At 57.1% G+C, this 18,850-nt stretch carries 17 protein-coding genes and 1 pseudogene; 12 read left to right on the top strand and 6 right to left on the bottom strand.

The window, feature by feature from the left end:
* The first annotated feature begins 1 nt into the window (after window position 1).
* The 7 genes from ACUY3D_RS12205 (at window position 2) to der (ending at window position 6,935) form a co-directional block, all read left to right on the top strand.
* On the top strand, window positions 2-1,132 hold the full coding sequence (locus ACUY3D_RS12205; protein ID WP_448241177.1) for a hypothetical protein: 1,131 nt from the start codon (window positions 2-4) through the stop codon (window positions 1,130-1,132).
* A gap of 165 nt (window positions 1,133-1,297) precedes the next feature.
* Window positions 1,298-2,176: a ParA family protein gene (locus tag ACUY3D_RS12200; RefSeq protein ID WP_180952111.1), complete on the top strand. Its 879-nt coding sequence runs from the start codon at window positions 1,298-1,300 to the stop codon at window positions 2,174-2,176.
* A gap of 9 nt (window positions 2,177-2,185) precedes the next feature.
* Window positions 2,186-2,983, top strand: a complete 798-nt coding sequence (locus ACUY3D_RS12195) for a segregation and condensation protein A (protein WP_070532543.1) — start codon at window positions 2,186-2,188, stop codon at window positions 2,981-2,983.
* A gap of 16 nt (window positions 2,984-2,999) precedes the next feature.
* Complete coding sequence (gene scpB, locus ACUY3D_RS12190) at window positions 3,000-3,614, top strand: SMC-Scp complex subunit ScpB (RefSeq protein ID WP_070532540.1); 615 nt, start codon at window positions 3,000-3,002, stop codon at window positions 3,612-3,614.
* A gap of 87 nt (window positions 3,615-3,701) precedes the next feature.
* On the top strand, window positions 3,702-4,619 hold the full coding sequence (locus ACUY3D_RS12185; RefSeq protein WP_070524802.1) for a pseudouridine synthase: 918 nt from the start codon (window positions 3,702-3,704) through the stop codon (window positions 4,617-4,619).
* The gene (gene cmk / locus ACUY3D_RS12180; protein WP_167595723.1) at window positions 4,619-5,320 is read left to right on the top strand and encodes a (d)CMP kinase; all 702 of its coding nucleotides are present in this window, start codon (window positions 4,619-4,621) and stop codon (window positions 5,318-5,320) included. Before ACUY3D_RS12185 ends, cmk begins: the two co-directional genes overlap by 1 nt.
* Before the next feature lies 1 nt (window position 5,321).
* Window positions 5,322-6,935: a ribosome biogenesis GTPase Der gene (der, locus tag ACUY3D_RS12175; protein ID WP_070596372.1), complete on the top strand. Its 1,614-nt coding sequence runs from the start codon at window positions 5,322-5,324 to the stop codon at window positions 6,933-6,935.
* Window positions 6,936-6,973: 38 nt separating this feature from the next.
* On the opposite strand, the gene ACUY3D_RS12170 is transcribed toward der, so the two are convergent.
* From ACUY3D_RS12170 to ACUY3D_RS12150, 5 genes are all read right to left on the bottom strand, one after another.
* Window positions 6,974-7,582: a response regulator transcription factor gene (locus ACUY3D_RS12170; protein WP_101736314.1), complete on the bottom strand. Its 609-nt coding sequence runs from the start codon at window positions 7,580-7,582 to the stop codon at window positions 6,974-6,976.
* 2 nt (window positions 7,583-7,584) lie between these two features.
* Complete coding sequence (locus ACUY3D_RS12165) at window positions 7,585-8,337, bottom strand: sensor histidine kinase (protein WP_269948276.1); 753 nt, start codon at window positions 8,335-8,337, stop codon at window positions 7,585-7,587.
* Window positions 8,338-8,687: 350 nt separating this feature from the next.
* Window positions 8,688-9,485 carry an ABC transporter permease gene (locus tag ACUY3D_RS12160; protein ID WP_448241176.1) on the bottom strand — a complete coding sequence of 266 codons (798 nt, stop codon included), beginning with the start codon at window positions 9,483-9,485 and terminating at the stop codon, window positions 8,688-8,690.
* Window positions 9,486-9,496: 11 nt separating this feature from the next.
* Window positions 9,497-10,435, bottom strand: a complete 939-nt coding sequence (locus ACUY3D_RS12155) for an ABC transporter ATP-binding protein (RefSeq protein ID WP_448241175.1) — start codon at window positions 10,433-10,435, stop codon at window positions 9,497-9,499.
* Window positions 10,436-10,523: 88 nt separating this feature from the next.
* Entirely contained in the window at window positions 10,524-11,366 is an 843-nt protein-coding gene (locus ACUY3D_RS12150; RefSeq protein ID WP_070563667.1) for a class I SAM-dependent methyltransferase, read from the bottom strand.
* A gap of 59 nt (window positions 11,367-11,425) precedes the next feature.
* Here ACUY3D_RS12150 and ACUY3D_RS12145 point away from each other — a divergent pair, with 59 nt between their 5' ends.
* The gene (locus ACUY3D_RS12145) at window positions 11,426-12,460 is read left to right on the top strand and encodes a CE1 family esterase (RefSeq protein ID WP_246818375.1); all 1,035 of its coding nucleotides are present in this window, start codon (window positions 11,426-11,428) and stop codon (window positions 12,458-12,460) included.
* Between the two features lie 18 nt (window positions 12,461-12,478).
* Here ACUY3D_RS12145 and ACUY3D_RS12140 read toward each other — a convergent pair whose 3' ends face one another.
* Window positions 12,479-13,564 (bottom strand): site-specific DNA-methyltransferase, encoded by a 1,086-nt coding sequence (locus ACUY3D_RS12140; protein WP_448241174.1) that lies wholly within the window; start codon window positions 13,562-13,564, stop codon window positions 12,479-12,481.
* A 685-nt stretch (window positions 13,565-14,249) separates the two neighbouring features.
* Here ACUY3D_RS12140 and ACUY3D_RS12135 point away from each other — a divergent pair.
* The 4 genes and pseudogenes from ACUY3D_RS12135 to ACUY3D_RS12120 all read left to right on the top strand — a co-directional run.
* Window positions 14,250-14,429 carry an antitoxin gene (locus ACUY3D_RS12135; RefSeq protein ID WP_070524820.1) on the top strand — a complete coding sequence of 60 codons (180 nt, stop codon included), beginning with the start codon at window positions 14,250-14,252 and terminating at the stop codon, window positions 14,427-14,429.
* A gap of 278 nt (window positions 14,430-14,707) precedes the next feature.
* Window positions 14,708-16,117: a TetR/AcrR family transcriptional regulator gene (locus ACUY3D_RS12130; protein ID WP_448241173.1), complete on the top strand. Its 1,410-nt coding sequence runs from the start codon at window positions 14,708-14,710 to the stop codon at window positions 16,115-16,117.
* Window positions 16,118-16,533: 416 nt separating this feature from the next.
* Window positions 16,534-18,189 carry a hypothetical protein gene (locus ACUY3D_RS12125; RefSeq protein WP_448241172.1) on the top strand — a complete coding sequence of 552 codons (1,656 nt, stop codon included), beginning with the start codon at window positions 16,534-16,536 and terminating at the stop codon, window positions 18,187-18,189.
* A gap of 352 nt (window positions 18,190-18,541) precedes the next feature.
* Window positions 18,542-18,850, top strand: a pseudogene (locus ACUY3D_RS12120) (transposase); the annotation flags it as partial.

Genomic DNA, 18,850 nt, shown 5'->3' with positions numbered 1-18,850 from the left:
TATGGCTTCAACCACTTCTTTGTCCCGAACCTATCGAGCGGTTGCGCTAGCTTCCGTGCTCTCCGTAGGTTCCCTTTCCGGCGTCGCGTCGGGCATCGTGAGCGCAACTGGGGTGCTGCCAGGGTTCGGCACGGCCGCCGCCTCTGCACAAGACGCCACCATTCCGGTGCCGGCTGGTCAGACGACGACTGTTTCGCTGCCAGTGCCTGTCGACGTCAACGTGGCCTCCGATGGCTGGAACGTCACTGCTTCCGGCGGCAGCGCTACGGTGACCGCACCACCCGCGGGAGGACAAATCAGTGTGCCGGTGACCTACCAAGGCGTGACCATGACCATCGTGCTCGTTGCTGACGCCGACGTCACCGCCGATGAACTCAACGACGCAGCTGAGAACGGAGACCCGGGCCAGCTCGGCGGTGAGCAGCAGGACAACGAGAACCCGGACAACCCCGGGGGCAACGGGGGACCAGCGGGGAACGAGAACTCCGATGACAGTGCAGAAGGTGGTGAGCAGAACGGAGGGCAGCCTCCCGCCGATGGCTCGGCGCCCGCTGCGGATGGCTCTGGTCAAGGCCACGTGCCTCCTCCGCGAACAGGCCGCGGGTGGGAAGGAATTGATGATTCGAATACTTCCTATGTGAACCTGGAATCCACGATTGACGGCCAAACAATCACTGCCAAGCTTGGGCTCAAACAGGCTCTCGACCTGTACAACCGCTTCAAGCACCTTGAGGATGACGGAGTTACGCTGCGCTACCTCAACGCGGAAGGCGAGTTCGTAAAGGGGGTCAAACGGGAGATCGACAAAGGCTCGCGCACCATGACCCTGACCTACCCAGAGGGGGCGGAGCCGGACAATCCTTTCATCATGCAGTTCGTGAACAAGGACACTCAGTCCGCTGAGCTGGTAGTGACGCTTACCGATCCAACCCGTGAGAGCGCGAGTGAGGTGCCTGCGGAGCAGCAGCTGGATTCTGATGCAGCTGACAAGGCCGGCGGAGAGGAACAAGGAGAATCGGGGCTTGGAGTTGGCGCACTTGCAGCAGGTATCGCGGGCCTCGGAGTTATCGCGCTCATCGTGTGGCTCGCGCTTAAGGGACGCCGGTCGGAGGGAGCACAGGAGGACGCCTAATCTAGGCCATGGACTTTATTCACCGGTTTTCCTTAGCTATAATCGCGGCGCAGGCACCCACGGGGTACCCTATAATCACAAGGATGTAAGAATGCGGCGCCGCGTGTTGCTGCAAAGCCGAAGCGGAAAGACCGCACAGGGGCCGTACAGGTCAAGGAAGCAGGTGTGACTGTGAGCGACGAGGGACTGTTTGAGGCCTCGGAAGCACAGGTCGGGCTAACCGGCCGCCCACTGCGGGAGCTTCCGGAACCGGAGCCATTGGAAAAGCATGGTCCCGCCACGATTATTTCCATGTGCAACCAGAAGGGTGGCGTCGGAAAAACCACGTCCACCATCAATATGGGCGCGTGTTTGGCGGAGCTGGGGCGTAAAGTCCTCCTCGTTGACTTGGATCCGCAGGGTGCTCTTTCGGCCGGCCTGGGACTGACCCACGACCAGATCCAGGACACCATTTATGACGTCATGCTTGATAGCGAAGTCTCAGTGCATTCCGCTATCGTGCACACCGGCGTGGCCGGGCTCGACCTCGTCCCCGCCAACATCGACCTCTCCGCCGCTGAGATCCAGATGGTCAATGAAGTGGGCCGCGAACATACCCTGGCTCGTGCCCTTCGCCCGGTACGCAAGGACTATGACTTCATCATCATCGACTGCCAGCCTTCACTGGGCTTGCTCACGGTCAATGCTTTGGCTTGCTCGCAGGGAGTTATCATCCCCATGGAGTGCGAGTTCTTTTCCCTGCGCGGCCTCGCGCTGTTGACCGATACCGTGGAGAAAGTCGCGGACCGTATTAACTTCGACCTCGAGGTCATGGGAATTCTGGTTACCATGTTTGATCGCCGCACCCGCCACGCCCGGGAAGTCATGGACCGCGTGGTGGAGTATTTCGGGGACAAGGTTTTTGACACGGTGATTACACGTACCGTTCGTTTCCCAGAGACGTCGGTAGCCGGCGAGCCCATTACTACTTGGGCGCCCAGCTCCCAGGCAGCCAAGCAGTACCGCGACCTGGCTAAAGAGGTCATCGAGCGAGCTAACGGCTAGCCGCTCATTATGACCCAACCGGAGATTACCGGCTTTCGCATCGCCCTGGGCAATTTTGAGGGCCCTTTCGACTTGCTGCTGCAGCTGATTCAGGCGAAGAAGCTGGACGTTACGGAGGTGGCGCTGTCTGAAGTTACCGATGAGTTCGTGGCCTATACGCGTGCTTTAGGGGCAACCGCGGATCTGGATGAAACCACGGAGTTCCTTCTTATCGCCGCAACACTTCTGGATTTGAAGGCGGCTCGGTTATTGCCGCGTGGCGAAGTCGATGACTTTGAAGATCTTGAGCTCCTGGAGACTCGCGATCTCCTCTTTGCGCGCCTTCTGCAGTACAAGGCTTATAAGCAGGTTGCCGACCAGTTCGCGCAATGGCAGCGCGCGGCCCAGCGGCGTTATCCGCGTGCGGTGGCGATGGAGGAGCGCTTTAGCAACCTTCTTCCGCCAGTCAAGATTGGGCATACTCCGGCCACGTTCGCCGAACTCGCAGCTGGTGTCTTCCGGCCCAAACCCCCGGAAGAGGTTGCCACAGGCCATATTCACCAGGTTGCTGTCTCCGTGCCGGAGCAAGCCGGAAAGATCCTCACGACGCTCAAGATGCTGGGCACGGGCCAATGGATGAGTTTCGAAGCCTTAACCAGGGACTGCACCATCTCTATGGAGGTCGTTGGACGTTTCCTGGCGTTGTTGGAGCTCTACAAAGCCAAAGCGGTTGATGCTTCCCAGCCAGAGTCTTTGGGGCCACTTGAATTGTCTTGGACCGGGCTCGACGTGGACCCGGCGGTCGTCGCGGCGGCGAACTGGGATTAGGGTAGGCTACCGAGTCATGGACGATACGTCACCCTTGGCCCCCAGCGACCTCGCAGCCCCGAGCGGACAGGGAGCTTTGCCTCTTATTTCACAGTTGCGCTCACGCCTGGAGTCCATCCTCCTCGTTATTGATTCCCCAGCCAGCGTGGAGGAGCTGGCCCGTGTACTGGATGCGGAGGTCACCGTCGTCAGCGATACTTTGCGTGCACTAGAGCGCGAGCTGAGCGAGCGCGGTTCTGGCATCGATCTGCGGGAGACGCCGGAGGGCTGGCGCTTCTATACGCGTAAAGAGAACGCAGATGCCGTCGAGCAGTTTGTTCTCGATGGCACCCAGACCAAGCTTTCCCGCGCGGCATTGGAGACCTTGGCAGTTATCGCATACCGCCAACCGGTCACCCGAGCCCAAGTCGCTGGCGTACGCGGCGTCAACGTCGACGGAGTAGTTCGTACGCTCATGCTGCGGGGACTCATCCGTGAGATAGAGAGCCCAGAGCCCTCAGCTGGCAACGCACATCACTATGAGACTACTGAGCTTTTCCTAGAGCTACTCGGCATTGATTCCCTTGAGCGCCTCCCGGATCTCGCTCCGCTGCTGCCAGACATCGAGCAGATCGACGAGGACTACTCATAAAGGCGCTGTCTGCGGTAGGATTGCGGCCGGACATCGGCGCGTTTCCGCGCGCCGCAAATTGAAGAACTATTGAGAGGACACATTCCCGTGACTCCACCCGCTCGCCGCGATGGCACACCGGAAAAGAAAAAGCGTGACAGCGACATGATCGTGTCGAACGCTAAGCCGGCCCGCCATCAGCATGTAAAGAAGAAGGCCACCGCAGAATCTATCGCCCGAGACTTGGGCGCGGACTGGCTGGTAGACGGTAAAAATAAGAAGGGCTCCCAGAACCAAGGCGAGCGTCTGCAAAAGGTCTTGGCCAAGGCCGGCGTTGCTTCGCGCCGCCATGCAGAGATCCTCATCGATGAGGGCCGCGTTGAGGTCAATGGCCAGGTCATCATCAAGCAGGGCACTCGTGTTAACCCCAACACGGACGTGATTCGCGTCGATGGCACACGCATCAACGTCAACGAGGAGACCCAATACTTCGTGCTCAACAAACCGCGCGGTATGCAGTCCACGATGTCGGATGACATGGGCCGTCCTTGCGTGGGAGATGTGGTGGCTGATCGCGTGGTAGCAGGCCAGCGCTTGTTCCACGTCGGACGCCTCGACGCGGATACCGAGGGGCTTCTCTTGTTGACTAACGACGGCGAACTTGCCAACCGTCTCATGCATCCCAAATATGAGGTGACCAAAACATACCTCGCGACTGTCCTTGGTGAAGCAGATAAGAAGCTCGTTCGTCAGCTGCGCGAAGGCATCGAATTGGACGATGGTCTTGCGCAGGCGGACTATGTGCAGATTGTGGACAAGAACCAGGGCTATTCGCTGGTGCGCGTCGAGCTGCACGAGGGCCGGAAGCACATCGTGCGTCGCATGCTTAAGGAGGCCGGGTATCCGGTCCAGCGTCTCGTGCGCACCAAACTCCACACGGTGCAGTTGGGTGATATGAAGCCCGGCTCCTTGCGTGCACTGAACTCCAACGAACTGACCAGCCTGTACAAGGCGGTGGGGATGTAATGATTTCAAATATGCCCAATCAAGGCCTCATTCTGGCTGTTGACGGTCCCTCCGGAACCGGTAAGTCCACGACGTGCCGAGCACTGGCCAAGAAACTTGACGCCAAGTACGTCGATACCGGTGCAATGTACCGCGTGGCAACGCTTGCTGTGCTGCGCGCGGGTGTGGACCCAGCGGATACTGAGGCGGTGATTTCCACGACTGCTGACCTGCCTCTCGAGGTGTCTGATGATCCAGATTCCACCATGGTCATCTTTGATGGCGAGGATGTCTCTCGCGTCATCCGAGAAGATGAGGTCACCCGCAATGTCTCCGCAGTTTCCGCCATTCCGGAAGTACGCCAAAACCTCGTTGAACTGCAACGTAAGCTTGCCGCCCAGGCTCACCGCGCGATTGTTGAAGGGCGCGATATCGGCACGGTTGTTCTTGCCGATGCCCCCGCGAAGGCTTTCATGACGGCTAGCGCCGAGGTCCGAGCGCAGCGCCGTCACGACCAAAACCTGGCTGCCGGCATTGACTCGGATTTTGACTCCGTGCTTGCCGGCGTCGAACGGCGCGACGCCGCCGACTCTTCCCGCGCTACATCGCCGCTGCGCCCGGCGGAGGACGCGGTACTCGTTGATACGTCCGAGATGACCCGAGATGAGGTCCTTGACGCTCTCATCGCCGTCGTCAAAGAATCGGCTGCACAGGAGGCCTGACATGACTAATGAACCGCAGAATCCGGATGTGGATCCGGCGCAGCAGCCGGAAGACTTTGAGACGGAATTTCACTATCCGGCCGGAAAACTTGAAGAAGAGGTCGTACGCGATCCGCACGGCGGCTGGGCTCCGAAGGATTTCGACTCTGAAGACTTTGACTATGAATTCGACGAGTCTGAATTCAGCGAGGCCGATTTTGGTGAGGATGAGACCGAGTTCGACGATGAGGCTCCGCTGAGCGAGGAAGAATGGGAAGCCCTATCTCACGCCTTTGGTGTCGGTGAGGGCCATACGGAGGAAAACCTGTGCACGGTGGCCGTAGTGGGCCGCCCGAACGTGGGCAAGTCTTCCCTGGTGAATCGCTTCCTTGGGCGCCGTGAAGCTGTTGTAGAGGACCACCCGGGCGTGACCCGTGACCGCGTGTCCTATGTAGCGGAGTGGAATGGCCAGCGCTTCTTTGTTCAGGACACCGGAGGTTGGGACCCGAACGTCAAGGGAATCCATGCCGCCATCGCACGCCAGGCAGAGCAGGCGATGGAAACTGCCGACGTCATCGTATTCGTGGTGGACACCAAGGTGGGCATCACTGAGACCGATGCGGTTATGGCTCGGAAATTGCAGCGCTCCGAGGTCCCAGTCATCCTGGTATCCAACAAGTTTGATTCGGAAACCATGTATGCAGACATGGCCGAGTTCTACGCGCTTGGTTTGGGCGATCCGTGGCCAGTATCCGCTCAGCATGGTCGGGGCGGTGCCGACGTCCTCGATGAGATCCTCCGTTTGTTCCCTGCGGAACCGCGTCATTCCTCGATTACCTCCGGTCCTCGCCGCGTGGCGTTGGTGGGCAAGCCGAACGTGGGCAAGTCCTCCTTGCTGAACAAGCTGACGGCGGAGGAGCGCTCCGTGGTAGACAATGCTGCAGGCACCACGGTCGACCCAGTTGATTCCCTGGTGCAGCTGGACCAGCGTTTGTGGAAGTTCATTGATACCGCAGGTCTGCGCAAGAAGGTTAAAAACGCGCAGGGCCACGAGTACTACGCCTCCTTGCGCACGCGCGGCGTGATTGATGCGGCCGAGGTGTGCGTCATGCTTATCGACGCTTCCCAAGAAGTCTCGGAGCAAGACCAACGCGTCCTCAACATGATTCTCGAGGCCGGAAAAGCCTTGGTTATTGCCTTTAACAAGTGGGACCTTGTGGATGAGGATCGCCGCTACTACCTAGAGCGCGAAATTGATGAGAACCTGCGCCACCTGCCGTGGGTGACCCGCGTGAATATCTCTGCTGAGACCGGGCGCGCCTTGCAAAAGCTTGAGCCCGCCATGATCGAGGCCCTAGAAAGCTGGGATCAGCGCGTGTCCACCGGTCAGCTCAACAATTGGATGCGTGACGCAATTGCCGCGAACCCACCGCCGATGAATAATAACCGCCTGCCGCGAGTGCTCTTTGCCACTCAGGCGTCGACGCAACCACCGACCATCGTGCTGTTTACAACCGGCTTTTTGGACGCTGGCTATCGTCGCTACCTAGAGCGTAAATTCCGTGAGCGTTTCGGTTTCCACGGCTCGCCCGTGCGCATCGCGGTGCGCGTGCGCGAGCGCCGTCAACGCCGATAGCTCCGCTAGCGGGCTGAAGGCGGGACCACGAAGAGGCCTCAAATCCACCCGTTTGCTTCGGCGCGCCGTGCAGCCTCGAAGCGATTTCCAGCCCGCGTCTTCGCCATGATGGCGGAGACGTGGTTGCGCACTGTTCCGCCGCTGAGGTGAAGTTGCGAAGCGATATCAGCGGAGCCGAGTCCACGGACTAACAGGCGGCATACCTCGATTTCTCGTTCGCTCAGTGGGTTGTCGGGGGCGAAGAGAATGTCCTGAGCAAGCTGCGGATCGATAACGCGCAAACCCGAATGGACACGGCGGATGGCATCAGCGAGTTCATCGGGAGGGGTGTCTTTGACGAGAAAGCCATCTATACCTGCTTCGAGAGCGCGTTTGACGTAACCGGACCGTCCAAATGTGGTGACGATAAGGCTCCGGCAGTCAGTACCGGCGATACTCTTGGCAGCATCGATGCCGTTCATACCAGGCATCTCAATGTCGAGTAAAGCCACGTCAACGCTGTGCTTAGCGACGAGCTCCGCGACCTCTGTCCCAGAGCCACAGCCTGCAACGACTTCAATGTCCGGCTCGGTATTAAGGAGCGCGGTCAGCGCGCCGCGAACTAGAGACTGGTCCTCGGCAATGAGCACCCGGATGGCGTTCGTCAAAGCTACTTAACCTCCTGCGTATCAGGGCCTTTGAGCGTCACGCGGACTGTGGTCAAACCGCCGGCGCGCTCGATTGTGACCTCACCGCCGGCGGCTTCTGCCCGGCGGCGAAGACCTGCGAGGCCCGTGAGACCGGAGGCAAGTGCACGCGAAGCGTCTTCTGTGAAGCCGCAGCCGTTGTCCGTAACCTTGAGGGAGTTCTCCGTGAGTAGTACCCAGCATTCAGTAGCTCCAGAATGTCGCACGACGTTGGTGCTAAGCTCCCGCAACGCCCAGGAGAACAGATCTTCATGAGACTGGGGGCGCGTGAGGGTATCCGGAAGGTGAGTTTGTATTCCGGCGGTTTCGAGGATCCGGCGCGCGGCGTGGATCTCGCCGGCAAAGGTAGGGTTCTTCATGCGGGTAACAGTCGAGCGGACTTCGGCGAGTGACATCCTTGACAGGGCGCTAATCTCCTCGAGCTCGGCAGCTGCCTTGGCGGGGTCGTGTTCGATTAGCCGACGGGCTACTTCGGATTTGAGGTTGATAGCAGTAAGCGAGTGGCCGAGAAGGTCATGGATATCAGAGGCAATATCCTCGCGTTGATGCGCCAGATCTAAATCATGGCGAAGAGCTATCTCAGTGTCCTCTCTCTGGGACAATGCTCCGAGGACCAAGATGAGAAGCGGCCAGCCGAAGAGGATGATCGCAAGGTCCATAAAGCGAGGATTCTCGTAAATCCATGCGGGGATACCAGCAAGTATGCCGGTGAGCATAATAACCGTCGCGGCAGTCCTGAACGGTTGTGTATAGGCTACGAGCGCTCCGAGATATGGGACGAAGGCGACAGCCCAGGCACCATATCCCGGAATAGATGCTAGGGCGAGTAGCGCGAGGATAACCCACCGAAGGGTTACGCGTTGACCCAAGGTCCAGCCGCGCGGAAAGAAGTCGACAGAACCAAAGGAGAGAAAGTAGGCCACACAGAAAAACACAGTGATGGCCACAGCCCAGGTCCGCTGAGCAGGCGTATAAGTGGGAAGGAACAAAACTTGGAGAAGGACAAGCAGGAGAAAGATCAACCAAATAGCTGCGAAAGCGGCATTGCGAACCTTGAAGCTACTCATCATGCTCGGTTCTTGTCGCGCTTGTGAAGAATCAGACACAACCCGACGAAAACCATTGTCCATACAGCGATATTAACCCATGCGTACCATAGCGGGTCTTCAATAAAGAGCTGCTCGCTATTGATCATTTGGGCGCCTTCAGACAAAGGCCCACGCGAAAGAGCCTGTGCGCCGTACATCGGAGTGAATCGTCCGACCGCGAGTAGCGATTCCTTTAGCGGCATGAAGACATTTCCGGCGAAGGCGAGAATGACGATAGTGGATGTTGTGATAGAGACGGTGTTTTCTGAGGGAAAGAGCATGGCACAGGCCATGCCGTAGAAGCCGAAGGGGATAGCGCAGGCGACGGTAGCAAGAAATGCTAATGCCCACTGGGTCGGTTGCATGCTTGCTGCGGTGAGTGCACCGGTAATGAAGACAGCGGCGATCGGTAAGATTGCGCGGACCGCGATATTGAGGAAATTGGAAATCCCTAGCTGGGAAGAGCGTAGGGGAGTGAGCGCCAATTGTCGGCCCCATCCTGCACGGTTTTCTGCAACCATGGAGCCGGCGGCGCCAACAGCACCTGTAGCACCGGCATAGAGAGCCATGCCGATCATCACCAGGGCAGCAACATTTCCGCCGTTAAACTCGACTTGGCCGTATTCTTGCATGGCGCCGAAGAGAATATAGAAGATGATTGGAAGACCAACGCTGAAAAAGAGCGTGGGCAGGTCGCGACGTAGCCGCTTTAGGTCGTGGGCAGCGTAGTTGAGGGTGGTGCGAAGAGTGGGGTGCGCAGCGGTGTGGGGGCTCATGTGAAATCTCCTTATCGAGTGGTGTTATTGGATGTAGCGTTGTAGAGCTCGAGGAAGGAATCCTCCAGGCTGTGTCCTGTGATAGTGATGTCGCGAGCAGTGGTTTCGTTAAGCAGGTAGCGTGCCACCGCATCAGAGTCTCGAGCAGTGATGACCAGCCCCGTGTCTGTTTGCTCTTGGTGGATAACTCCGGGAAGTAGGTTGGCCGTTAGCACATGTGGCACCTCGCCGGGAAAGGTGGCGCGGACGATGCGGGTGGAGTTGGAGTTGCGGATCTCTTCTGTCGAGCCATCGGCTTGAATGTGGCCCTTGTTGAGCATGATGATGCGCTGGGCAAAGGTCTCGGCTTCTTCTAGGTAATGGGTGGTGAGCACGATGGTTCGGCCGGCATCTGCCTCTTCGCGCATAGTTTCCCAGAAGTGATGTCGGGCACCGGCGTCCATCCCCGTAGTTGGCTCGTCGAGAAGCAGCACTTCCGGATCTCCTAAGAGAGCCAGTCCGAAGCGAAGGCGTTGTTGCTCACCACCGGAGCATTTGCTCACGCGGCGCGACAGGATATCTCTTAGATTTGCGCGCTCGATGATGTCGTCAAACGCACGGTGAGATGGGAAGGCCGCGCCGAGGAGTTCAAGGGTTTCCTTGACGGTGATGTTAGGAAGAAGGCCGCCGGATTGCATGACGGCTCCTATGCGTCCGCTTTTAATAGCGGTCTGTGGGCTTTCTCCGAGCACCTGGATAGTGCCGGAAGTCGGTGTTGTCAGGCCCAGGATGAGATCAATAAGCGTCGTTTTTCCGGCGCCGTTCGTTCCCAGCAGGCCAACGATTTCGCCCCGATGAATGGAAAGGGAGACGTCGTGAAGCGCTTGTACAGGATTGGGCGAGGCCGCATTAAAAACCTTGCTGACGCCATTGACGTCAATGACTGGTAGGAGAGTGCGTGTTGTGCTCATATCTTCACGCTATGGTGGGCAGATATGTGCAGCGTAGACGTGGTGTCACCAATTAGACGTGACAGTTGTCATGGTTGGGGCGGGCTGGCTACTCGCCAGCGCGGGCCAATAAGAAAGCATCCGTCCGATAAGGAATGCGAAGGACTTGGCCGGGGCGAAAGCCCATGTGTTCGTAGAGGTACCAGTTGAGGTTATGTGTCATGCGTTCATGGATCTTTTGGCCATTGCGAAGCCAATATGAGCGAGTATGCATGAGAGCATGAAGGCCTTCGGGGCTCAGCTCGTGTTCCCACGTCAAGCGGAGCTCTTGGCGAAGCGTCCATGGTTCACAAAAAGCGGGATAGAAACCGGGACGGTGGACATCTCCGGAATGCATGATGCGGGAAAGACGCAGGACCCACGGGTCCGCATTGACGTCCAGAGTGTTCCACACCAAGAGGACTTTTCCGTTGGGGCGGAGAACCCGGTCAAATTCTGCACAGGCTCGTTGGACGTCAACCCAATGCCAGGTCTGCGCGCAGGTGAGGGCGTCGAGGGAGGCGTCTGCAAGCGCAGTGTTCTCGGCAGTTGCACGCCAGCACGGCACCCCGAGGCGGTTTAGGACTCGGGTCATGTCAGGGGATGGATCGCTGGCGTAGACAACGGGGTTGCTTAGTGATTCAGTGAGCTTTCCGGTGCCTGCGCCAACATCGAGGACAGTCCGCGCGGAGGCAATGAGCCGTGATACCTCCTGCGGATAGCGAGGACGCACGTCATGATAAGCGTCGGCACCGTGGCTGAATGATTGGGCAGAACGAAGACGCTGCTGAACTGTGCTGAAGCTCGGTGCCTCTTTCCCCGAAGCCGGGCGATAGCTGGGGTAGTGCTCGGGAACTGGGAAGGGGGCTGAGGCGCTGGCGGAATCAGTTGATTCGGAAGGAGTTGGGCTCATGATGCTCCTAAATCTACCGTGGCGCTGCAGGTTCGTGGATGTCGGTGGGATGTTTTAAGGTGGACGAGGATATTTTCCCGAGGGCGAGCGTGGCGAGGCGAATGATGAGTGAAGATTCCGCAGCATGGCTGCGGTGTGCGCGCACGCTTGCTGGGATCATGACGACTGCAGCTTGCGTCATGGCGCTGGTCTCGTGCAGCTCGCCTGAAGAAGACACGACTACTTCGCCATCGACAGCAGAGTGGACCAGTGACCTCGGTTTTCCCGTCGCCCCTATGCTCGTTGGCCCCGACCCCGGGCACACGAAAAAAATGAAGTTGGCCTCCGGACGTAGTTTTCTTCTTCATGTGCCCGAAAACTACACTGCAGATCGATCCTGGCCGGTCCTGTTGTCCTTCCACGGTTATACAGATTCTCCGGAAAACATGGAGCAATACAGCCAGTTTGATGCGGCTGACGCCATAGTCGCCTACCCTGCAGGGGAAAATGCGGCGTGGGCTCCTGCACCTTATGCTGCTACCAGCGCGGAAGAAGACCTAGAATTCGTGCGAGCAATCGTGGACAGCCTGCGCGCTACCTATGAGGTAGACGATAACGCTATCTTCGCTGCGGGCCTGTCCAATGGAGGAGGATTCGCGGCATTCTTAGCCTGCCGTATGCCGGGGACGTTTCGTTCGGTAGCTACTGTATCGGCGGCTTATTACGAAGGCATCCATACGGATTGCTCAGAAAAACCTGTTGGCCGTTTGGATATTCACGGTACAAAAGACCCCGTTGTCAACTATGAAGGCGGCGTGCGGCACGAGACTGCTTATGCTTCGGTCGCAGAAGTGCTCGGGCAGCATCAGCGTCGTAACAAGTGTCGTGGCGACGTCGAGTCCGTACGTCTCACAAACGGTGCCACCAGAGAGACATGGACTGCCTGCCAAGCACCGCTGCAGCACATTCGCATCGAAGGCGGATCCCACGTTTGGCCTGGTGGAAACAACGCTACGAAAACTGAGGTGGGTAAAGGTTTTGCCACCGACGCGGTACTAGACTTCTTCGGTATCCCCGGCCGGCCTGCAGACACCGAGGAACACGGAGTGGCCTAGGATTGATTCCTTCGTGGACTACTCGCTGAGCGTGTAGTGATTAAAGGGGATGCCGAGGGAGCGAACCCGCGCTAAGCAGATGTCTGCCACCGTTTCATACCCAGCTTGGTGCGCGGCACTGGTGGTTTCCGTGGGGGCCGGAATCTGTACGAGGTGAAAGGAGCGCTGGCCGCCATCCTCGCGATTGAGCTCGACGACGGCCTGCGCGGTGGTGCCAGAGCCAGCAAAAAAGTCGAGGACTACCGCGTTGGGGCCGCCGGCGATTGCGATGAGGTGCTTGATAAGCCGCACTGGTTTGGGAAAATCGAATACGCCTTTAACGCCGAGTGCCTCTTCAGCGTCACGACGGCCTGTACGGGTTACACCGAATCGTTCCCCGTCCAGTATGGAGCGTGGGCGCGCACCCTTCTTTTCATAGTTCTTGGTATAGACAAAGCCGCGTCTGAAAACCAGGTCGTCATAGTGCTTATCAACTTTGTCCCGCCCCCAACGCCAGCGCGCGACCTTCGACTTCCCGTCGGGTTGATGAGGCCAGTATTTATCACCATTCGGACCGACGATGGGAAAGTCGAGGCTTGGTAGATAACCCAAGGTCTTGGAATCTAGGCGAACGAGGGAATAGTTACCCTTCTCATCGCGATGGTTGTAGCGGGTCGATGTCTGCGCCCCTAGATCAACATTGAACCCGGAGTTTTCCGGAGATTTGGCGTAGCAAAGGACATATTCGTGCTCTTGGACGGCATATTTTGAATCATTCTTTCCAGTACCGCCTTTTTTCCAAATGAGCTGGCTTGCAAAGCAATCCTCACCGAATACCTCGTTGAGGAGGAGGCGTACATGGGCACACTCTGATTCGCCGATCGAAACCACGATGAATCCTGTGTCTGCGAGTACTTCACGCGCAAGGATCAGTCGTGGAAGCATCATAGAAAGCCATTCGGCATGCCATTGACCAAAGTGCTCTGAGCGCATTTCTCGCCGTTGGCGGAAGTTGTCGCGATAAACAAAATCCTTGCCGGTGTTATACGGCGGGTCGATATAGATGACGTCGGCTTTCATACCGCGGGCAACAAAGCTCTTGAGCGCGGATAGATTATCGGCCACGGTGACTGAATTGGTGGTGGAATCCGATCCGCTTATCAACGTGTGCCTCCCCGCAGCTTGAGAGGCAGCAAGCGCAGCGGCAGCATTCTTTCCCGGCCACACTAAGCCAAAGGCTGAGTCATCGCTTGTGGGTATTTCTAACCCACGAGAGGGCGTCGAAGAATCAGGTTGTGTAGCGGGTCGGGGAGTTGGCTCAGAATGAGGAGAAGGCATTGTGGGCAGGCTTGTACTTTGGCGATTGATCTACGGACGAGGGCATGTGCGTTAATTATTGCGCAAAGAACTGAGCGCGGAGCGCAGCCAAAGAAGTGTGTCCTAGAGTGCACAGCAATGCCAACGAAAGCGCGCCTGCTTTTAGCAAGTTGTTGAACGAAAAGGGGTAGGTGGAGGGGGTAAACGGATGCGCCGACCCTAAGAATTCTTAGAGTGCTGCTTTGTGTGGGAACGGTACGTCTCATAACTAGGGTGATTAATAACTCGTGTGGCGAAGACTCTGGACCGTCGGTACGGTGGAGTCTCGTGATGGCTCGCAACGTGAATGCAGCGGTCGATAGTGCACTTGTTCGTAGTGTGCGGAGCCGATCGATGGGGTTCACGCCTACTGATCGGTTGTAGCCGCAGGCGTATCGACACGTTGGTAGCTAGCACGCTTAGAAAGAGTAGAAGTAACGAAAGGATTGTAGGAATGGGTATTTTTGACAAGGCAAAGGACGCGCTGAACTCCGATAAGGGCGAGCAGGTTTCGGACAGCGCACTGGACAAGGGCGCTGATCTTGCTAAGGGTAAGCTCGGCGAAGATAAGGCCGACAAGATTGACTCTGCTCGCGACCAGCTCGATGATCGTATCGGTAACGAGGGCGCTTAAGTCCTAAAGATTGAGTGCGGAAGCAGTGTGCCTGGGAACCTGACGTTGCAGGAATAAGAGCCCACTGCCTCTGAAATGCCACGCTAGGCGCGCTCTATAAGTCCTGTCCACGATGTGGGCAGGACTGTATAAGTTTTGTAGCAATGTATATGTTGGCTTTGGCTGGGACATAATATGGGCGAGTTGATAGAGAAAAGGAATCTGAGAGAAACCTTTAAATCCTCCTATGTTGTGTTTATGAATATAAAATCGGCCATTTCCTAGGTAGGCTGAACACTGTGAATACTTCAGTAGGTGTGGAACAAAGTAGCCAGCCCTTTAAGCAGCTTCTGATTGAGCAAGCTGGCCGGGTCATTGCTAAGGCGGGCATCGATGAAGTGCGCCTTCGGGAAGTTGCTGACCAGGTTGATGTGCCTCTTGCGGAAGCTCAGGCACTTTTTGCTTCCGAAGCGGAACTCGTCGAGGCAACTAAGCACTCTCTCAATGATGCGCTGACGTCAACTATTGATTTGCACCTACAAGGATTGCCCGAGAATGCGACCGCGGTAGATAAGCTTCGTGCGACCGCGCTGTCCTACTTTTCTTTTGCGGTCGAGGACCCATCCTCTTTTGCGGCTTTTACTGCTGTCTACGCTTCTCCCCGCACGGGATTGACGGCTGAGGACTTTGCTAGCCGTGATGGAGAGGCTGACACCTGCCCCATTATGCGTATTCTTTTTGACCTGACTAAAGACGCTATTAAAGAATCCGGTGGCACGGAGCTCGATGCCTATGGGACGCTACTCTCCGCTCTGTCGATATTTTCCCACCTACACGGCGTTACACAGCTTGCAGCTGAAGGGATTCTGCGCTACCTCTCGCCAGCGGCGAAAAAGCAAACCTTTAGTGCTGTTATGGATACGCTGAGCGTTGGTCTCTATCCCTTCTTTAGGGGTGAGCGTATTGAACGCACTGAGCCTTATGGGTTGGAAGGGGAACAACCCAAAGCACTCCTGACCAAAGCAGAGGATTTTCCACGAAGCACAGAGGATGAGCAGCGAACAGCTCTGCTCCGAGGTGCTGTGGAGGAGGCTCTCGACCACGGCGTGACTGGCTTGCATATCGGTGGCGCCGCAAAACGAGCAGGGCTTAGCGTCCAAGAGGCTGAACACCTTATTGAAAGCGACCAAGAGCTGGCAAGTTTCCTGGAGCGCTATTTGGACAAAATCAGCTACGAGTTCATTTACCGTCAGGTAGCCGCGTTGCCGCAGGACGCTAGCGCAGTGTCGAAGATCAAAGCTACGGGCTATGGATATGTCTCACATGCTTTGCATGACCCGCAAGGATTTGAGGCGCTCATTAAGATCGCATCCGGCCCGATTGTGCCCATGTCATTCGAGGATGACTTCCTGCCAAACGCGAATAAAGCGGTCGAGCTTCAACGTGATTTCAGCGAGTTCGGCCTAGCCTTTGGGTTCATTATGTCTCTCGTGCGCGAGGCTATCGATGGGGTGGACGGGCCGCGCACTCCATGGGTTCTTTTTACATTAGTGATTTCAGTGTGGGCTGGCGCCCACGGTCTTGCCATGCTGAGCACCAACGGGCCATTGCGTGGGTATAATTCCGATTTTATTTTTGAAATTCTGACTCAGTATATGGATATCGAACTCGGCGGCATCATGCGAAGCCTCAATGGCATGGCAGGCTAGTTCAGTGAAATGAGCGTGCGGGATGCTCAACTGAGAGTGATTTGCATCATATTCCTCCCCACTTTCTTAGAGTGAAAGTGGGGATTCTTTTGTCAATATCTGAGGGTGGCTGCACCTTGTCGGGGTGGTGTGGACGTGGGCTTTGGCTGGGCGCATTCATTGCGTGAAGGGGGTAGAAATCGGTCTGGAGCGACTAATGTTTACGGCGTGAACTGCAAAGATGTCGATGGCCGGTGTCTCTGAATGGGGGTAGCAAGTAGTTGCTCAAGTGTAGAAAATATACTCTGCAGGTTGTATGGTGGCCACGTCCGAACCTTAATCGCAAGCCTTATAAGGCTAAGCGGGTTTTCACTTCAGTTTAAGAAAGACTAACTATGCGCCCTACTCGCTCTCGCATTGTCGCCACTGTAGCGGCAGTGGCTACCTTTTCCTCCGTTATCGTTGCTCCTCAGGCAATTGCGGTAGAGGAACCGGCAGAATCTTCCTTCGTTCATGAGGAGAATGGCACTGGCACTCTTGATGTCAACGGCACTGCCTTCGACGAAGACGGCAACCTGGTTGATGAAGACAACGCTGGTGATAACGCGATTGAAGAGCTTGACCGCGACTTTCGCAACAACGACATCAGCTTTTATGACGCGGAAAACAGCAAACCGACGACGCTTGATGAGCTGAAGAGCACTGAAGCATCGACGGCTGACGCTTCGATCAAGGTCGTCGAGAAGGACGGCAAGCTGGTCTGTGAGATTTCTGATGCTCCTGGTAAGGAAGGCGAGATTCTTGAGCGCAAGCTCGACCTAGCTCGTGCATTCTATGATGGCGGCAACAAGCTGCTGCAGACCGTATGGGAAGTTATTCCTGTTGTCGGCGATCTCGTCCCGTCGGACTTCATCAAGAAGATTGGCGCAAGCTCGTGGGAGCGGATCGCTGAAATGGTCCGTGAAGGCGAGAAAGACAAGGATGTCACGTGGGACCTCGCACGTGCGCAGGGCATGGCTATCGCAAAGATCGAGAACTCCGATGCTGATGTCGATTTGAAGAACCCGGATGCGGCGAAGAAGACCGTCTCTGGGCTCATCAAGTTTGCTGATGGTGCTTTCGGTACTGGAGTCGCTACCGTATTGAAGGTTTTTAATGCCGCCGTTACGATTGCTGGCCTTTTCCCGGGCGCTAGTGCCGCTAAGGACTTGAAGCTGAGCGATACTCAGCGCAAGGAAATTGAGTCCACCCTGTCTGGTATCTCGACCGCGGCTTCTGCGTTGGCCGAGGTTAACGCACCGGCTGGACAGAAGTGTGCGGACATGCTCAATGGCAAGCAGGTCAGCGACGAAGCGCCGGATTCCACCTCGACAACCGAGTCCTCTGAGCCTTCCGAGTCCGCCGAGCCTTCCGAGTCCGCCGAGCCTTCTGATTCCGAGGAGCCCTCCGAGTCCACTGAGCCTTCTGAGTCGAGTGAACCCTCCGCATCAGATGAGGCTTCTGAGTCCGCAGAGTCGACTGCGCCTGAATCTACTGAGTCCGAGGCGGCCGAACCTGAGGATCCGACGGAGGAATCCGAGCCTGCTTCCACTACCTCGGCCCCTGTAGATTCCGATGATGAGGATAATAACGGTGAAGACGGGGAGCCTGGCCGTGATGGCAAGGACGGTGCCGACGGCAAGGATGGCCGCGATGGTCGCGACGGTGAGGACGGCCGCGATGGTCGCGATGGCCGTGATGGCAAGGACGGCGCCGACGGCAAGGATGGCCGTGACGGTGAGGACGGCCGCGACGGCCGCGACGGCAAGGACGGCGCCGACGGCAAGGATGGCCGTGACGGTCGCGACGGCCGCGATGGGCTTGACGGCAAGGATGGCCGCGATGGTCGCGACGGTGAGGACGGCCGCGATGGCGTCGACGGCAAAGATGGTAAAGATGGCGAAGACGCTGATATGTCCTCCGCTGTTGGTTACTCATTCCTTGGAGCGATTCTCGGTGGCGGTCTAATCGTTTCCATCTTCGGCGCTATTGATTACCTCTACCTGCTGGGCTACCTGCCCAAGGAAGGCATTCCGTGGCGCGCTAACCGCTAAGACCAACTCGTAGTTCCAGCCTGAGCAGAGAAATCTCAGGCAGAGCACTACAGAACAGCCCCATTGCATCCGCAGTGGGGCTGTTTGCATGAGCGATTGAAGGGTAGGCAAGCGCAGTATTGGGTCAAAGCTCGCTGTTTATAGCAGCGTGAGTGCGCAGCTCAGAGCTGTCCGTGATGGCGTTTACCCTCCCGTCGGGATGGCACAATGAACACAGCGGTGTTGACCAGATGGCTTCTCGCAATAAGCGCAGTATTCCTGTGGCGGTTCTAGGCGATGAGTAGGTCGAAAACACCGGACTATTGAAGCGTCCTGGGTTTAGTTCCTACCTCAGCTAAGGAAGGATTGAACTATGCCTAGAAAGTATTCCGTCGAGTTCAAGGAGAAGGCGGTCCATCAGATCATCGAAATGGTCCGCCTGGAGTCCTGCTCACTGCAACGTGCCTACACGGAGGTCGGTGAGCTGCTTGGAGTATCTCACCATACGTTGCGGGCTTGGTACCGTGACAGCGCTTCAGTACGTGATGACTCTGACGCTTCAGGTGGCGAAACGATGGAAGAAGAGCTCAAGCGTTTGCGCCGCGAAAACCGTGAGCTGAAGCGAGCAAACGGGATTCTTAAGACTGCTTCGGCTTTTTTCGCAGCGGAACTCGACCGACCC

The organism is Corynebacterium guaraldiae, assembly GCF_053480195.1.
This window is presented reverse-complemented; position numbering and strand designations above follow the sequence as displayed.

Bases quoted from the DNA above. Each gene is read 5' to 3' on its own strand.
- ACUY3D_RS12205 (WP_448241177.1), top strand. From the start codon at position 2: ATGGCTTCAACCACTTCTTTGTCCCGAACCTATCGAGCGGTTGCGCTA.
- ACUY3D_RS12195 (WP_070532543.1), top strand. From the start codon at position 2,186: ATGACCCAACCGGAGATTACCGGCTTTCGCATCGCCCTGGGCAATTTT.
- scpB (WP_070532540.1), top strand. From the start codon at position 3,000: ATGGACGATACGTCACCCTTGGCCCCCAGCGACCTCGCAGCCCCGAGC.
- cmk (WP_167595723.1), top strand. From the start codon at position 4,619: ATGATTTCAAATATGCCCAATCAAGGCCTCATTCTGGCTGTTGACGGT.
- der (WP_070596372.1), top strand. From the start codon at position 5,322: ATGACTAATGAACCGCAGAATCCGGATGTGGATCCGGCGCAGCAGCCG.
- ACUY3D_RS12165 (WP_269948276.1), bottom strand. From the start codon at position 8,337: ATGCTCACCGGCATACTTGCTGGTATCCCCGCATGGATTTACGAGAAT.
- ACUY3D_RS12160 (WP_448241176.1), bottom strand. From the start codon at position 9,485: ATGAGCCCCCACACCGCTGCGCACCCCACTCTTCGCACCACCCTCAAC.
- ACUY3D_RS12155 (WP_448241175.1), bottom strand. From the start codon at position 10,435: ATGAGCACAACACGCACTCTCCTACCAGTCATTGACGTCAATGGCGTC.
- ACUY3D_RS12150 (WP_070563667.1), bottom strand. From the start codon at position 11,366: ATGAGCCCAACTCCTTCCGAATCAACTGATTCCGCCAGCGCCTCAGCC.
- ACUY3D_RS12135 (WP_070524820.1), top strand. From the start codon at position 14,250: ATGGGTATTTTTGACAAGGCAAAGGACGCGCTGAACTCCGATAAGGGC.